This is a genomic window from Intrasporangium mesophilum (genome assembly GCF_054783095.1).
This window is the reverse complement of record NZ_BAAGRF010000015.1, coordinates 177,222-192,091: the sequence shown is the minus strand read 5'-3', so window position 1 is coordinate 192,091 and position 14,870 is coordinate 177,222. Positions and strand designations below refer to the sequence as shown.

Here is a 14,870-nt window from a genome sequence, read left to right as displayed (position 1 = left end):
AGCCCGCGCACGCGCGTGTCCTCCGCGTCCCCTGCATCCCCCGTGTCCCCTGTCACCAACCTGCCGACAACCCCTTTCGGACGGTTTGAACCCCACGAACTCCCCTCGAAGGCATCATCCTTGCGTTGCGCGGGTGAGGCAATGTCGCAACGCGCGTTTCTCGTGGGGGTTCATTCGGTACCGTAGAGCCCGGTACGCAGCCTGTGGAGGGGAAGCGGGCCTACAGACCGGGAGTCAGCATCGCTGGCTCCCGGTCTGTGTTTGCCGTGGACCCTCTCCTTGGGGTGGTCGGGTCGAGGTGTTTCGTCGCCCGAGGGCACGACGTTGCACCTCAACCGGATACCGCATGGCATCCGATGTATGCCGGCTGGCAGGCTGGCCCGCATGAGCGTGCCGATCGTGACCGTGCCGACCCTGACTGACGGGTTCGTCACCTTGCGGGCCCACCGGCTCGAGGATGCCGATGCGATCGTCGAGCAGAGCGCCGACCCCGAGAGCCTGCGCTGGACGACGGTCCCCCGGCCGTACACCGACGACCATGCGGTCGAGTTCATCGAGGCCAACCTTCGGGACTGGGAGTCGCCGACCGCCAAGCGGTCCTGGGCGATCGAGTGGGTGGACGACGACGGGCGACCCCGCTTCGGCGGCACCATCGACCTGCGGCCAACGGCCGTCGCGTCCGCGGGCGAGCTCGGTTTCGGGCTGCACCCGGAGGCCAGGGGGCGCGGCCTGATGACGCGAGCGGTCCGGCTCGTGACGGCATACGGCTTCGGGACCAGCGTCTGGGGACGGACGCTGGTGCGGGTGCACTGGCGCGCCATCGGGGGCAACTGGGCGTCGCGGCGGGCGGTCTGGGCGGCGGGCTTCACCTTCCACGGGACGATCCCGGACAGTCACCCCGACCCGTTCGGTGGGCCCGACGCGCTCGACACGTGGACGGGCAGCATCGGTGCCGGCGACACGGCCGCTCCACAGGCCCCGTGGTTCGTGCCTCCGACGATCGAGGGGGACGGACTCCGGCTACGGCGCTGGCGACCCGAGGACATCGATGCCATCGAGCCGCGCAGCGACGACCCGCAGCACTGGATGCCGGCCCGCGGGGTGCTGCGACGAGAGACGTTCCCGGAGTGGCTGCACCTTCGGCGCGAGCGTGAGGCGGCCGGGACGGCGATCGACTGGTGCGTCGCCGACGCGTCCACGGACCGGGCCCTCGGCGGTGTCGGCCTGTTCGACCGCGGCGGGCCGATGACTGGCGACGCCGCCGAGCTCGGCTACCAGCTCTTCCCCAGCGCTCGCGGCCGCGGGGTCGCCAAGTCCGCGGCGCGTCTTGCGATCGCGCACGCGTTCCGGCCGAGTGCGGAAGGTGGGCTCGGGATGCGCCGCCTCGTCGCCCAGACCGCGGCCGACAACGAGGCGAGCAACGCGGTCCTGCGGTCCAACGACTTCGTCACCTTCGGCCGGGAGCACGCGGTTGACCTCCTGGCGGACGGGAGCTTCGGCGATGGTCTCTTCTGGGAGCTCCTCCGCGCCTGAGCGCCCGTCAGACGAGGCCCTCGACGCGGTCGCGTATGCCGCGCAGCATCTTGTGTGTCATGACCGCGCTTCCGAACGCAAGCGGTTCCACGACGAGCGGGGACCACGGCTGCGTGTAGTCGTACCGCTCGCGGACGATGAGGCGGGTGGCGAGGTGGGGATGCTTGCGCAGGACGAACGACCACGTGAACCCGTACGGCGGACCGGGCGCTCCCTCCGGCGGGCGTCCGTCGACGACGAGTGCGCGCTCGGGGTCGACCTGGACGACCGTCAGCGCGACCTTGGGGTGCAGCCGGAACTCGTCCCCTGGCGCGACGTCCTGCCACTCCGGCACGACCTGGTCGGCGCTCGTGATCTGGCAGCCCGCCAGGTTCTCCAGCCAGTCGTAGCTGTAGAAGCCGCCACGTCCCTGGCCGAGCTGCGCGACCCACGGCCAGACCTGCGCCGGTGGCGCCTCGATCGTGATCGCCCGGGTCGCGACGAGCCCCGGCGACGGGATGAGCTCGTCGCCGGGCAGCTGCTCCACGGTCTCGTGGTCGATCGCTCCCCAGCGCAGGTAGGACCATCGGAGGGTCACGACGGACATGCTGACCGCCGCCCCGACCGTCGCAGCCACCAGAGCGCGCCGGGTCGTACCGGCCTCCGGCATCGCCATCCACCTCCCCGTGCCTGGGCGTCAGGACCAACGCCTCCGACGGTACGCCCGTGGACCGGCCTGATGCGGGCCGGGTTGCGGCAGAGGGCGGCCGGGTCGCCCGGCGACGGGCCGATCCGGGTCTCTCGCGACCCGGCTCAGGGTCACTGAGGGTCGGATCCGGGACGACCCCGGTTGCGGGCGCCTACGCACCAGTACGACGCTGGGACCAGGGAGTCCGGCGCGGCGCCGGACCAGCGACGTGAGGAGACACCGTGTCGTTCGGTGACCAGCTCAAGCACAAGGCAGACGAGGTCCACCTGCAGGAGAAGGCCAAGGACTTCGGAGACGCGATCGCCGAGATGATCAAGGCGATCGTCTCGTTCGTTGCCGGCTACGCGGAGCAGAACCGCGAGAAGGTCGACGGCGCCCTCGACAAGGCCGAGGCCAAGATCGGGGAGAAGACCGGCGGCAAGCACACGGAGACCGTGAGCAAGGTCCGCGCCGGTGTGGACAAGAGCCTCGACAAGCTCGTCGAGCAGCAGCAGCCCAAGCCGACGGTCGTCCCCGACGACAAGCACTCGGCGTTCGACGACGACACCCCCTCGGGCTCGCCGTCCTGACCCTTCCAGTCGAGTGAGCGCGCCGTCACTCCGGTCACCCCAGTCACGTGGCCGGTGAAACGGGGCGCCCACTCGACGTGGATCTGCCGACCCCGTCCCTCCGATCATTCCTTCCCGAATCCGAGACGTCGGGCACCTCAGCGCCAGAGTTGGCGCGCTGCTGCGTCTTGAAAGGAGATGGAGCTCGCACCGAGGAATGAGGGACAGTCATGACGACGACCATCGCCATGCGCCGAGTTGTGGCCGTGTACGTGGCCTTGGGCGGTCTTGCCGTGACCGCCGCTCTGGTCATCGGCCTGGCAGCCCGGGCGTCGGCGACGCCCGGCGACGCGCACAAGGCCTGGGTCTGCACCTACGTCCAGAAGCCCGGTGGTGGTGACGAGCTCGTCAAGACCGGCAAGAACCCGAACGACGTCGACTGGGCGGCCCTGACCGGGAAGCAGGACCAGCCGCAGGTCGGTGACGTGTTCTCGGACAGCCACACGAGGGTGGTCGTGGTCCAGGTCGGCGGCGATGACCCCGGCGTCGGTGCCTGCCCGGCCGGCGCCACGCCGACCACGAGCGACTCGACCGGTTCGCCGCAGCCCACCACAGAGTCACCCACAGAGTCACCCACAGAGTCGCCCACAGAGTCACCCACGGGGTCACCCACGCAGGCCCCGACAGACTCACCCACGGCGCCGCGGACCTCGGCCACGGCTCCCACGACAGCGCCGACAGGCGCGAGCGACCCGGCTACACCGGTGCCCGCCACGACGGGGGAGCCGACGACACGACCGCAGACCACGACGATCCCGACGCGAAGGACTGGGCCCTCGGCCGGGCCGCCGGCGAGCCGGGAGCCGGGCCTGCCCGCCCACCGGCACGACCGGACCCCGGTCGACCGAGCGGACGCCACGCCCCCTCGCGCGGTCAGGTCCACCTCGCCGGCCATCCCGACCACCACGGCTACGACCGCGATGCCAACCACGACACCGACCACGACACCCAGCACGACGACCGCGGCGGCCGCCAGCGGGCCGGCGACCTCGCCGACCACCACGATCGCCGCTGCGGTGACGACACGCGGCTCCGGCGCTCCGATGCCGCCCACCGGCGACCTGCAGAACGTCAGTGCGGGAAGCAGGATCCCGGCCCGCGGGCTTGTCGTGTCCGGGCTGCTCCTGGCAGCGGCAGGCGGCCTCGCCGCGCTGACGCCGCGCCACACGCAGGAGCCCCGACGCCCGCGTCCCGGGTCGAGCCGGCGCGCGGACCTGCTGTCTGGGCAGCGAAGCCGTCGCCATCGCCGACGGGAGCTCGAGATCGGCTTCCGTCGTGCGCTCGGGCTGACTGCTCTGGGCACCGTCGTCCCCGGGGCCGGACTGCTCCAGTCCCGCAGCCGCGGGGTGCGCTGGACGATGGCCGGGCTGGTGGGGCTCGGCCTCGCCACGGGCGCGTACTCGCTGCTCAACGGCGGCGTGGCGAGCGCCGCGTCGGATGCTGCGGGCCGGTCGGCGGTGCTCCTTGCGCTCGCGGTCGTCTTCGTCGTCGGGGCGCTCGTCTGGTGCGGCTCGATCGTCCTGACGGCCGTCAAGTCGCGGCCGGCCGACCTGGATCGCACCCGGACCCGTCTGCTGGCCGCGTTCACGACGGGCATGATCTGCCTCGTGGCCATGTCGTCCTTCAAGGTCGCCGAGTATGCCGCCCTCGCCAACGAGCCGGCCACCACCGCTTACACACCGGCGCCCACACAGCTGGGCCAGGATGTCCAGGCGGTCGAGGGCCGCGGCCGTTAGGTCGAGCCCAGACGCCCCGCGGCGGGACCCGATTCGCCGACAGGCACAGTCGCCGGGCCGATAGCCTCGGAACGTGCCCGTATGCCGCCCAACGGGGTGGACGGCATACGGGCACCTGTGCGGGTGGTCGCCCATGGAGGGTCTCCGGCGGTGTCCTGCTCGTCGCCGGACCGGTGTGGCTCAGCGGTAGCTGACGTTGACGTCGCCCGAGCCGGTCCTGATCTCGATCTTGTTCGTGCTCGTCGAGCTGAGGGACACGCCGACCTCACGGTCACCGGAGCCCGAGTCCCCGGTCACGGCGTAGATGCCCTGTGGCACCAGCACGGACACGTCGCCGGAGCCTGCGTCCAAGGTCACGTCGGTCGGCGTCTGCGCGAAGTCGAGGTCCATGCTGCCGCTGCCGGTGTGGCCGAGGACCTGGCTGGACCCGAGGTCACTTGCGGCGATGTCGCCCGAACCGGCTCTGAGGCTGACCGGACCGGTGCCGCTGCCCTCGACCGAGATGTCGCCCGAGCCGGTCTCTGCGGTGATGCTGCCGAGGTCCCCTGCGAGCACGACGTCGCCCGACCCGCTGTTGAGGTTGACGGTGGTCCCGGCCGGCACGTGGACGATGTAGTCGATGGAGCACCACGACATGAAGGCCGAGCAGTTCGAGGCGATCTTGAGCGTCGACCCGGTCACCGACTCATCGGGCTTCGGCTGGGTCGAGCCCGGGCCCCAGCTGAGGTGGCGGCTGACCTCGACCTTGCCGGACGCGGAGTCGGCACGGATCACGACGTCGCCGGAGGAGCCCTCGAACGTGATGTTGCTGATGCTCTGCGTGTAGGACTGGCTCTGGTCGGCCGAGCGCCACAGTCCGCCGGTCAGCGCGTTCCAGGAGCTGAAGCTCGCAGCGGCGGCGAGCAGCAGCGTCGCCCCGAGCCCCGCGATGAGCCAGGACTTCGTCGGTGGGCTGCTCATGGGCGCGCTGGGCGTCGGTCGCGCCGGTGCGGGCTCCGTGGTGCGCTGGGCGGGGTCGGCGGTGGCCGTCAGGGTCGGCCGCAGCCAGGACGCACCGAAGGGCTCGTTGCCGGGGAGGTCGTCGCCGTGGATGCGGTCGTCGGGGACCGGCGGCGCCGGCGGCAGGACCGGGCGACCCGGGTTGGCGCCCGCAGGAGTGCCAGGGGAGCCCGGCGTGCTCGACGGCCCGGTCGTGGGATCAAACTGGTTGGCGTTCATGGTCGTTCGCTCACGCTTCCTACTCGGCGAGGTACTGGAGGACGGCGAGGACTCGCCGGTGGTCGCTCGAGGTCATCGGCATCTCGAGCTTGGTGAAGATCGCGTTGACGTGCTTGGCCACGGCGCTCTCGGTGACGTGCAGGGCGCGGGCGATGCCAGTGTTGGAGCGGCCCTCCGCCATCAGCTCGAGCGTCTCGCGCTCGCGCTCGGTCAGCCGGTGCAGCGGGCTCTTGTCGCGGCGGACGAGGAGCTGGGCCACCACCTCGGGGTCGAGCGCGGTCCCCCCGTCGGCGACCCGGCGAAGCATCTCGACGAACTCGTCCACGTCAGCGACCCGGTCCTTGAGCAGGTACCCGACGGAAGAGGTCGTCCCTGCGAGCAGGTCTGCGGCATAACGCTCTTCGACGTACTGGCTGAGGATCAGCAGCGCGACCTCGGGCCACTGCGCGCGGATGACAAGGGCGGCGCGCAGGCCCTCGTCCGTGTGGGTGGGCGGCATACGGACGTCGAGGAGCGCGAGGTCAGGCTGGTGCCGGGAGACCGCGTCGAGGGCGGACTCTGCGTCGCCGACAGCGTCGACGACCTGGATCCCGTGGGCACCCAGCATGCGAATCAGCCCGTCCCTCAGCAGGATCGAGTCTTCGGCGATCACGACGCGCATGGCATCTCCGCCCGGAGCACGGTGGGACCTCCAGCGGGGCTGTTGACCTCCAGGGTGCCGTCGACGGCCGCGACGCGGTGAGCGAGGCCGGTCAGACCGGAGCCGGCGCCCTGGCTCGCACCACCGTGCCCGTTGTCGGTCACCTCGACGACGAGGCGCCGCCCGTCGGACGTCACGCGCACGGCCGCGGCAGTGGCGCCGGAGTGCTTGGCGATGTTCGTCAGGGCCTCGGACACCACGAAGTAGGCGACGGCCTCGAGGGTGCGTGGTGGGCGCTCCGCGAGCACGACGTGCAGGCTCGTCGGGATCGGCGAGCGGGCGACGATGCCTGAGAGTGCAGCGTCGAGGCCGCGCTCGTCGAGGACGGCGGGGTGCAGGCCGCGGACGAACGACCGCAGCTCGGCCAGCGCCTGCTTGGCCTCGTCGTGCGCCTCCTCGATGGCCCGGCGCGCCTCGGGCGACGCGTCGGGGCGCAGGGCGGACCGCGCCATCCCGAGGTTGAGTGCGAGGGACGTCAGGCGCTGCTGGGCACCGTCGTGCAGGTCACGCTCGATGCGGCGACGCTCGGCGTCCGCCGCGTCGATGACGCCGGCGCGGGTCTGCTCCAGGGCGGTGACCCGAGGCGTCAGCTGCTCTCCGCGTGTCTCGCCGAGCATCGGCCTGGCGATGGCCAGATCCAGCGCCGCGAGACCGCGGGCGAACCAGGGAGCCAGCCAGAGCAGCAGCACGCCGATCACGGTCCCGCCCCAGATGTGGCCGACCCCTTGCAGGACGCCCCCCGGCACGGTGGCTGCGTCGGGGCCCACGGTCCGCCACAGGGGCGACGTCGCCAGGGCGAAGCCGCCTCCCCAGCTGAACGCGATGACGGCGGCCGAGGCGGCCAGCAGCGTCGGCGCGATGATGGCGTTGTAGGTGAGCTGGCGCCAGAACGCGGCCTGGCCGAGCCGGGACAGCTGGCCCCGCCACCCCTCGACTGCCGAGGGCGCCGGCGCGTCGATGACGACCCCGAGCAGGTTTGCGGCGCGGGCCCGGTGCCAGCGAGTGAGACCTTCGGACAGCAGCATGGCCAGCCCGATGAAGACGAAGCCGACGACGAGGATGAGCATCCCGATGCCCATGCCGATGAACGTCCAGATGAAGGGTGCCGCGAGCGACGCGACGAGCCCGCCGAGGACGACGTATGCCGTGTGGCGCGGTGCCAGCCTTCGCTCGGCGAAGCTCGCCGCCCGGTTCGCGCGCATCCCGCCGGTGGCGGGAGCGCTCGTTACGGCCGCAGTGGCGCCCGAGGCGCTCGGTGTCGATGGGGTGGGACTCGCGGTGGTCACGCATTCACGGTAGGCGGGCGCCGGTCACCGGGGCCATCACCTTTGTGCCCGAAGGAGGGTGGAGAAAACTACAGGTGCGCTTCGGCCTGAGTTCCGAGCGACCAGTCGACGGTCGAGTGATCAGCTCGTGCCCCATACGCGCCGCGCCCGACGAGCCTCGACGAGTCCCGTCCGGTGAGGGACGTTTGCCTCGTAGTATCGAAGAACCATCAGCGCGGTGCCTCTCAGCCGCCAGGAGGCTCACATGTCGTACCAGCCCGGCTCCGACCCGATCCGCCGCCCGGACCAGTACGCACGCACCTCGCCACGCATGGTGATCGACGTCCCGCGCCTGTGGTCCGGAGGCGCCGCGACCGCGGTCGTGGCGGCGCTCGTGGCCTGGATCGGCGTCCTCATCGGGCAGAACATCCTCAACCGGAACCTCAGCGGCGCGGCCGTGATCCTGTCACCCTTCCAGTCGCTGACTGCCAACTACGCCCTCACGGCGGCACTCCTGGCCCTGGCCGCAACGGGGCTGGCCCACCTGCTCTCGCTGTCGACGCCCCGGCCGACCGTGTTCTTCGGGTGGATCGTCGGCCTCTTCACGGTGGCCGGGTTCGTCATCCCGTTCACCCGTTCGGGTTCGATGTCCGACAAGGCCACGGTCGCGATCATCAACCTCGTGCTCGGGATCTGCGTGGGCTCGCTGCTGTCGGCCGTCATCGCCCGCACCGTGGTCGACCAGGGGACCCTCGACCGCTGAGCCTGCCTGACGAGGCGGCGCTGCGCTCCCGCCGCGAGTCCCCAATCCCCCTGGGTGTCAAGAGAATCAGGCACCACGCCGGCGGTCGAGCACGTCGTCCGTTTTGCCCCTGAAGGCCCTGCTTCATTCTAGGTAGTTCGACTCAACTGCGGCCCCCGTGAGTATCTCCGGGACCGCGGGCGCTTCTGACGTGCCATAGACCCACGTCAAGGAGAAACCGAACATGTCGCAGCTCGTCATCGACCGCCCCGCTCGCATCACCCGGTCCGGCTCGGTCACCTCGGCCCGCTCGCTCGTCGACGGCGCCGTCCGCAGGCTTCACGTCTTCCTCAACACCTACAGCATCCACGCACTGCGGATCAGCCTCGGCCTGGTCTTCCTCGGCTTCGGCGTCCTGAAGTTCTTCCCTGGCTACAGCCCCGCCGAGCAGATCGCGTCGGCCACCCTGGACCGGCTGACCTTCGGAATGGTCTCCGGCCACAACGCCGTGCTGCTCACCGCGGTGACCGAGACGGTGATCGGCCTGATCCTGCTGACCGGCAAGTTCCTGCGCTTCGGCATCGTCATGCTCGGCGCCGCGCTCATCGGCATCATGTCGCCGCTCGCCCTCTTCACGGCCGACCTCTTCCCGCACGGTCCGACGATCATGGGCCAGTACGTGCTCAAGGACATCGTCATCGCGGCCTCGGCCCTGGTCGTCGGCGCCTACGCCCTCGGCTCGGACCTCAAGTCCCGCGACGACGCCTGACGCGGGCCGTGACGTCAGAGAGAAGGAGCTCCATGTCCGTCCAGACCCACCCCGTCACCTGGCAGACCGCTGACTTCGCCTCCCAGCCGCTCGCCGAGGAGAGCCCGTGGGACCACAACATGAGGCCGCGTCCCCTCTCTCGCAAGGCGACTCACCGCTTCCCCGCCGCGACGTACCTGCACCGGACCGCCGCCCGTGAGGAGCGCGCGTACGCCAAGGGCGCGCTCGACGCGACCGGACGGTCCACGGGCCGCCAGGTCGGCGGACTCTTCGTCGTCGTCATCGGTGCCTTCGCCGGACTGCTCGTCCTGGTCGCGACCGGACGCACGACGACCCCGATCCAGGTCATGACGATGTGGGCCCTCGGCGCGGCCATGACTGTGGCCGTGGTCCGCCTCGTGGTCCTCCTTCGCCGGCACGAGCACGAGCACGAGCGCCTCGCTGACCGCGTCCGCGCCTACGAATCCAGACTGCTCGAGCTCCGCGCCCAGCGGCGCCTGGCCTGACCCCGAGCCCTCGGCCCGGCGGCATACGAAACATGACGTATGCCGCCGGGCCGAGTCGTGTCTCTGCCCCGCCACCGGGCCGGTCTGGGGTTGTATGGCGTCATGAGCGAAGACATCACGGTCCGGACCGACGCCGGCGACATGCCGGCCCACCTCTGGCTGCCGCCGAGCGGCACCGGGCCCGGCATCGTCCTGGTGCAGGAGATCTTCGGGGTGAGCGCCTACGTCCAGCGACGTGCCGCGCAGCTCGCCGAGATCGGCTACGTCGTCGTCGCCCCAGAGCTCTTCTGGCGCCTGGGTGTCACCGGACCGGTCGAGGGCGAGGATGCGCTCCAGCAGGGCATGGGCCTCGTCCAGCGCCTCGACTGGCAGGCGGCTGTCCTCGACACCACAGCGACGGTCACCTCGCTGCGTGACCGCGCGGAGGTCGTCGGCGGCGTCGGCCTCGTCGGCTTCTGCTTCGGCGGCGGGGTGGGCTACAACGTGGCGGCACACCTCGAGGCCGAGGAGGCCGGTCCGATCGACGCTCTCGTGTCGTACTACGGCTCGGCGCTGCCCGGCCTGCACGACCTGATGACCGTCACGGCCCCGAGCCTGCACCACTTCGGGCTCGACGACTCCTTCATCGACACCGCGACCGTCCGCAAGATCGAAGCCTCCCTGGAGACCCAGCCCGAGACAACCGTCGTGACCTACCCCGGTGCGGACCACGCCTTCGACAACGACGACATGCCGTGGCACCACCCGGAGGCCTCGAGACTCGCCTGGGACCGGACGGTCGACTTCCTCCGCGAGCACCTCCCGCTCTAGGCCCCACTTGGCTTGGGCAGCGGCATGTGACGGCAAGGCCACTCGACGGGTGGGTGTGGGTCTGTCCAGTCGAGTGGCCGCTGCGCCCCCCGCTGCCTAGAGCAGGGCGGCCAGCTCGGCTTTCGCCTTGGCGTGCACGGACTCGTAGGCCTCCCGCGCCGTCCGCGCGGCTCGGGCCGCGGCAGCCAGCCCCTGACAGTCGAGCTGGGTGTGCAGCGAGAGCGCGAGCCGCACGACTGGCACCTTGGTCGGCGCCATGGAGAGGCTGGAGGCGCCGAGCCCGACGAGCACGAGAGCCAGCAGCGGGTCACCGGCAGACTCGCCACAGACCCCGATCGGTCGGCCGACCCTGCGGGCGCCCTCGCACGCGGCCGCCACGACGTCGAGCACCGCGGGCTGCCACGGGTCGAGCAGGTCGGACAGCTCGCCCTGCATCCGGTCGGCGGCCATGGTGTACTGCGCGAGGTCGTTCGTGCCGAGGCTGCCGAAGTCGACCTCGCCCAGCACGTCCGCCGCGCGCAGGGCAGCGCCCGGCACCTCGATCATGACGCCCGCCTTGGGCAGGCCGTTCTCGCGGACCCGCCGGGCGAACCAGGCCGCCTCCTCGACCGTCGCGACCATCGGCGCCATGACGCGCACGTCGGCGCCGGTCTCGCGCGCGGCGACGGCGAGCGCCTCGAGCTGGGCGTCGAGCAGGTCCGGGCGCTCGGCCGAGAGACGGAGGCCACGACGGCCGAGTGCCGGGTTCTCCTCCGGGCCGAGGTCGGCGAACGCCAGCGGCTTGTCCGCGCCGGCGTCGAGCGTGCGGACGACGACGCGGCGCTCGCCGAACGGCGCGAGCACCTTGCGGTAGATGTCAGCCTGCTCTTCGACCGTGGGCGCCTTGTCCGCGGACAAGAACACGAACTCGGTGCGGAACAGGCCGACGCCCTCGAGGTCCAGCGCTCCCGCCGCGACCGCGTCGTCGACGCCGCCGATGTTCGCCAGGAGGGCGACCCGGAGGCCGTCCTTCGTCGCGCCCGGCCCCGACAGCTGCGCCAGTGCGGCCGCGCGGCGCTCGCGCCGCACCCGCTGCTCCTCGACCAGGCTCGGGTCGGGGTTGATCGCGACCTCACCGGTGTCGCCGTCCAGAGCGACCGGTGTCCCAGCCGGTATGCCGGTCGCCCCGGACAGCTGGACGACGGCCGGGATGCCCATCTGGGCGGCGAGGATCGCGGTGTGGCTCGTCCGCCCACCGGCCTGGGTGATGATGCCGACGACGAGCGCACGGTCGAGCGTGGCGGTCTCGGCGGGCGCGAGGTCCTCGGCCACGATGACGCTCGGTTCGCTGAAGTCGGGCACCCCCGGCGCAGGGACGCCGAGGACGGCGGCCACCGCACGCGACCCCACGTCGCGCAGGTCGGTGACCCGCTCGGCGAAGTATCCTCCGAGCGCTTCGAACTGGACGGCATACTCCTCGACGGCGTTGGCGATCGACGTGGCCGGGCCGTGGCCCCGGCTCAGCTGCTTGTCGGCCGCCTTGGCCAGCCCCTTGTCGCGCGCGATGAGCGCGGTCGCCTTGAGGATCTGCTGCGCCGTCTCGTCGGCCGCGGCAGCGCGTGCCTCGAGGGACACCGCGACCGACTCGAGGGCCGCCTTGACGTCGGCGAGCGCGGCATCGTGGTCTGCTGCCGCCGGCTCGTCGGCCGGGGGCCGGACCGGTGGCGCGACCTGCACCACCGGCCCGTATGCCGTGCCCGGGCTGACACCGATACCGTGCAGCGTCGGCCGCGTCTGCACCGTCTGCCCGTCCGCCTGGCCGGAGGTCCCGGCCGTGGCCTGCGCCCCTACGTCGGCGCCAGTGCCGCCTGCGGTGCCCGCCATGGTCGGCCTCCTACTCGGCGTCGAGGTCTCGGGAGAGGAGCTCGACGAGCGAGTCGAGCGCGGCGTCGGCGCCGTCGCCGTCCGCGGAGAGGACCACCTCTTCGCCGTGCTTGGCGCCGAGGGCCATGACCCCCAGGATGCTCGTCGCGTCGACCGGGTCCTCACCCGGACGGCTGATCTCGACGTCGAGGCCGGAGTTGGTGGCGGCTTCCACGAAGAGCGCCGCAGGGCGCGCGTGCAGCCCGACGGAGGAGGCGATGGTGACGGTGCGAGTCGACATGTTTGGGTCTCCTTCGAGGTGTGGTGGTCAGGTCTCAGACGGTAGCCGCCGCTTCGACCTCGGCGAGGTTGTGCTCGCGAGACTTCAGCGCGACGACGATCGCCGCCATGACGACGACGCCGATGACGAGAGCGAGCAGGAAGAGCAGGAAGTTGCCGATGAGCGGCAGCACCCAGATGCCGCCGTGGGGAGCCCGCAGGGTCGCGCCGAACACCATGGCCAGCGAGCCGGCCACGGCGGAGCCGACCACTGACGATGCGATGACGCGCACCGGGTCGACCGCTGCGAACGGGATCGCGCCTTCGGAGATGAACGACGCGCCGAGCAGCCATGCTGCCTTGCCGTTCTCCCGCTCGGGCTCGGAGAAGAGATGCGGACGGACGACCGTGGACAGCGCCATCGCGAGCGGCGCCACCATGCCGGCGCACATCACGGCAGCCATGATCTTCAGCTGCGGCGCGTCGGTCGCGGCGCCGGCAGCGGCGAGACCGGTCGTGGCGAACGCGTACGCGACCTTGTTGACCGGGCCACCGAGGTCGAAGCCCATCATCGCGCCGAGGATCGCGCCGAGCACGAGGGCGCTGGTCCCGGACATGCCGTTGAGCCAGTTGTTGAGCGCGGTGGTGAGGTTGGCGATCGGCCGGCCCAGCACGACGATGAACAGGCCGAGCGTGATGAAGGCCGACAGCAGCGGGATGACGACCACCGGCATGACGCCGCGCACGCCCTTGGCGACGTTCCAGCTTGCGATCCACCGGGCGACGAAGCCGCCGAGGAGGCCGGTCACGATGCCGCCGAGGAAGCCGGCGCCCATCGTGAACGCCACGGAGCCGCCGACGATGCCGGGGACGAGACCCGGGCGGTCGGCGATGGCGAAGGCGATGAAGCCCGACAGGATCGGCACGAGGAAGCCGAACGAGGCCGCACCGATCACGTAGAGCAACCCTGCCCAGGCCGTCAGACTGCCGATGCTGAAGTTCTGGGCGATGTTGTACTGGTCGTGGCTCGTGAGGTTGTACTTGACGATCTCGATCGGGCCCTCCTCGCCGAGGGAGACCTGCGAGAGCATGAACGACAGCGCGATGAGGATGCCGCCCGCCGCGACGAACGGGATCATGTAGGACACACCGGTCATGAGCCACTGGCGGATGCGGGTGCCGAGTCCCGCGGTCTCGTCGACCTTCGTGACGAGCCCGCCTGAGCCAGGCGCTCCGGCCGCCGCCGCCCGGGCGGCCTCGGCCTTGGCCGGGTCGGCGTCCCACTCCGCGACGAGCTCCTCGGCCTGGGCGACGAGCTGAGCCCCGTCCGAGATGCCACGCTTCACACCCACGTCGATGGTGGGCTTGCCGGCGAAGCGCCCGGCGTCCTTGACGGGCAGGTCGTGGGCGAAGATGACCGCGTCCGCCGCCGCGATCTCGGCGGCGCTGAGCGGCTTCGACCCGGCCGAGCCCTGGGTCTCGACCTTCATGGTGTGACCGGCCGCCTTGGCTGCGTTCTCCAGGCCCTCGGCCGCCATGTAGGTGTGCGCGATGCCGGTGGGGCACGACGTGACCCCGACCAGGGTGAGCGAACGCTTCGGTGCGGTCGCGGTCGCCGTGGCGCCGCCGGCCGCTCCGGTCCGGTCAGCGACCGCACCGGCCGCGGCCGCTGCAGTGACCCCGCCCGTCGTGGCAGGCGCCGCAGCTGCGGCCGCCGGCTGGTCGAGCTCGACCTCCGCGCTGACGATCCGCACCACCTCGGCCTCGGTCGTAGCCGATGCGAGCGCCTCCTTGAAGTCCTTCTTCATCAGGGCACGCGCGAGCTTCGGCAGCATCTGCATGTGCGCGTCGCCGCCGCCCTCGGGGGCCGCGATGAGGAAGATGAGCCTGGCGGGGCCGTCCTTGGCGCCCCAGTCGATGCCGTCGGTGGAGCGTCCGAAGACGAGCGACGGCTCGGTGATGGCGGCGCTGCGGGCGTGCGGGATGCCGATGCCGCCGGGCAGACCGGTGGCCATGGTCTCCTCGCGCTTGCGGACGTCATCGAGGAAGGCGGACAGGTCGGTGCAGCGCCCGGACGCGACGAGCCGCTCACCGAGCGCTCGGGTCGCCTCGTGGCGGTCGGCACCGGTGAGGTCGAGGACGACCTGCTGTTCGGTGATGAGGGACATGAGTTT

14 protein-coding genes are annotated in these 14,870 nt (G+C 71.5%); 7 read left to right on the top strand and 7 right to left on the bottom strand.

Annotated elements, in window-relative coordinates; genetic code table 11:
- Positions 1-384: 384 nt before the first annotated feature.
- Positions 385-1,533 carry a GNAT family N-acetyltransferase gene (locus ACYVLP_RS14600; protein ID WP_460628063.1) on the top strand — a complete coding sequence of 383 codons (1,149 nt, stop codon included), beginning with the start codon at positions 385-387 and terminating at the stop codon, positions 1,531-1,533.
- 7 nt (positions 1,534-1,540) lie between these two features.
- On the opposite strand, the gene ACYVLP_RS14595 is transcribed toward ACYVLP_RS14600, so the two are convergent.
- The gene (locus tag ACYVLP_RS14595; protein WP_460628062.1) at positions 1,541-2,182 is read right to left on the bottom strand and encodes an SRPBCC family protein; all 642 of its coding nucleotides are present in this window, start codon (positions 2,180-2,182) and stop codon (positions 1,541-1,543) included.
- A 260-nt stretch (positions 2,183-2,442) separates the two neighbouring features.
- On the opposite strand from ACYVLP_RS14595, the gene ACYVLP_RS14590 reads away from it, so the two are divergent.
- A complete protein-coding gene (locus ACYVLP_RS14590) occupies positions 2,443-2,790 on the top strand; it encodes an antitoxin (protein WP_460628061.1) in 348 nt (115 codons plus the stop codon).
- Between the two features lie 209 nt (positions 2,791-2,999).
- Positions 3,000-4,565 (top strand): hypothetical protein, encoded by a 1,566-nt coding sequence (locus ACYVLP_RS14585; RefSeq protein ID WP_460628060.1) that lies wholly within the window; start codon positions 3,000-3,002, stop codon positions 4,563-4,565.
- 180 nt (positions 4,566-4,745) lie between these two features.
- Here the strand turns inward: ACYVLP_RS14585 and ACYVLP_RS14580 are convergent, their stop codons facing one another.
- From ACYVLP_RS14580 to ACYVLP_RS14570, 3 genes are read right to left on the bottom strand one after another with little or no spacing between them, the layout of a single operon-like run.
- The gene (locus tag ACYVLP_RS14580; protein ID WP_460628059.1) at positions 4,746-5,783 is read right to left on the bottom strand and encodes a DUF4097 family beta strand repeat-containing protein; all 1,038 of its coding nucleotides are present in this window, start codon (positions 5,781-5,783) and stop codon (positions 4,746-4,748) included.
- Positions 5,784-5,802: 19 nt separating this feature from the next.
- Entirely contained in the window at positions 5,803-6,444 is a 642-nt protein-coding gene (locus ACYVLP_RS14575) for a response regulator transcription factor (RefSeq protein ID WP_460628058.1), read from the bottom strand.
- On the bottom strand, positions 6,432-7,769 hold the full coding sequence (locus ACYVLP_RS14570) for a sensor histidine kinase (protein ID WP_460628057.1): 1,338 nt from the start codon (positions 7,767-7,769) through the stop codon (positions 6,432-6,434). Before ACYVLP_RS14570 ends, ACYVLP_RS14575 begins: the two co-directional genes overlap by 13 nt.
- Before the next feature lie 244 nt (positions 7,770-8,013).
- On the opposite strand from ACYVLP_RS14570, the gene ACYVLP_RS14565 reads away from it, so the two are divergent.
- The 4 genes from ACYVLP_RS14565 (at position 8,014) to ACYVLP_RS14550 (ending at position 10,575) form a co-directional block, all read left to right on the top strand.
- Entirely contained in the window at positions 8,014-8,511 is a 498-nt protein-coding gene (locus tag ACYVLP_RS14565; protein ID WP_460628056.1) for a DUF6069 family protein, read from the top strand.
- 223 nt (positions 8,512-8,734) lie between these two features.
- Positions 8,735-9,259, top strand: a complete 525-nt coding sequence (locus ACYVLP_RS14560; RefSeq protein ID WP_460628055.1) for a DoxX family membrane protein — start codon at positions 8,735-8,737, stop codon at positions 9,257-9,259.
- Positions 9,260-9,291: 32 nt separating this feature from the next.
- Entirely contained in the window at positions 9,292-9,765 is a 474-nt protein-coding gene (locus ACYVLP_RS14555; RefSeq protein ID WP_460628054.1) for a hypothetical protein, read from the top strand.
- A 102-nt stretch (positions 9,766-9,867) separates the two neighbouring features.
- Complete coding sequence (locus ACYVLP_RS14550) at positions 9,868-10,575, top strand: dienelactone hydrolase family protein (protein ID WP_460628053.1); 708 nt, start codon at positions 9,868-9,870, stop codon at positions 10,573-10,575.
- Positions 10,576-10,671: 96 nt separating this feature from the next.
- On the opposite strand, the gene ptsP is transcribed toward ACYVLP_RS14550, so the two are convergent.
- From ptsP to ACYVLP_RS14535, 3 genes are read right to left on the bottom strand one after another with little or no spacing between them, the layout of a single operon-like run.
- Entirely contained in the window at positions 10,672-12,438 is a 1,767-nt protein-coding gene (gene ptsP, locus ACYVLP_RS14545; RefSeq protein ID WP_460628052.1) for a phosphoenolpyruvate--protein phosphotransferase, read from the bottom strand.
- A gap of 10 nt (positions 12,439-12,448) precedes the next feature.
- Positions 12,449-12,718 carry an HPr family phosphocarrier protein gene (locus ACYVLP_RS14540; RefSeq protein WP_460628051.1) on the bottom strand — a complete coding sequence of 90 codons (270 nt, stop codon included), beginning with the start codon at positions 12,716-12,718 and terminating at the stop codon, positions 12,449-12,451.
- 34 nt (positions 12,719-12,752) lie between these two features.
- Positions 12,753-14,864, bottom strand: a complete 2,112-nt coding sequence (locus tag ACYVLP_RS14535; RefSeq protein ID WP_460628050.1) for a PTS fructose transporter subunit IIABC — start codon at positions 14,862-14,864, stop codon at positions 12,753-12,755.
- Positions 14,865-14,870 lie beyond the last annotated feature (6 nt).

Coding starts and splice junctions, on each gene's coding strand:
- ACYVLP_RS14600 (WP_460628063.1), top strand. CDS start 385: ATGAGCGTGCCGATCGTGACCGTGCCGACCCTGACTGACGGGTTCGTC.
- ACYVLP_RS14595 (WP_460628062.1), bottom strand. CDS start 2,182: ATGCCGGAGGCCGGTACGACCCGGCGCGCTCTGGTGGCTGCGACGGTC.
- ACYVLP_RS14585 (WP_460628060.1), top strand. CDS start 3,000: ATGACGACGACCATCGCCATGCGCCGAGTTGTGGCCGTGTACGTGGCC.
- ACYVLP_RS14580 (WP_460628059.1), bottom strand. CDS start 5,783: ATGAACGCCAACCAGTTTGATCCCACGACCGGGCCGTCGAGCACGCCG.
- ACYVLP_RS14575 (WP_460628058.1), bottom strand. CDS start 6,444: ATGCGCGTCGTGATCGCCGAAGACTCGATCCTGCTGAGGGACGGGCTG.
- ACYVLP_RS14565 (WP_460628056.1), top strand. CDS start 8,014: ATGTCGTACCAGCCCGGCTCCGACCCGATCCGCCGCCCGGACCAGTAC.
- ACYVLP_RS14560 (WP_460628055.1), top strand. CDS start 8,735: ATGTCGCAGCTCGTCATCGACCGCCCCGCTCGCATCACCCGGTCCGGC.
- ACYVLP_RS14555 (WP_460628054.1), top strand. CDS start 9,292: ATGTCCGTCCAGACCCACCCCGTCACCTGGCAGACCGCTGACTTCGCC.
- ACYVLP_RS14550 (WP_460628053.1), top strand. CDS start 9,868: ATGAGCGAAGACATCACGGTCCGGACCGACGCCGGCGACATGCCGGCC.
- ptsP (WP_460628052.1), bottom strand. CDS start 12,438: ATGGCGGGCACCGCAGGCGGCACTGGCGCCGACGTAGGGGCGCAGGCC.
- ACYVLP_RS14540 (WP_460628051.1), bottom strand. CDS start 12,718: ATGTCGACTCGCACCGTCACCATCGCCTCCTCCGTCGGGCTGCACGCG.
- ACYVLP_RS14535 (WP_460628050.1), bottom strand. CDS start 14,864: ATGTCCCTCATCACCGAACAGCAGGTCGTCCTCGACCTCACCGGTGCC.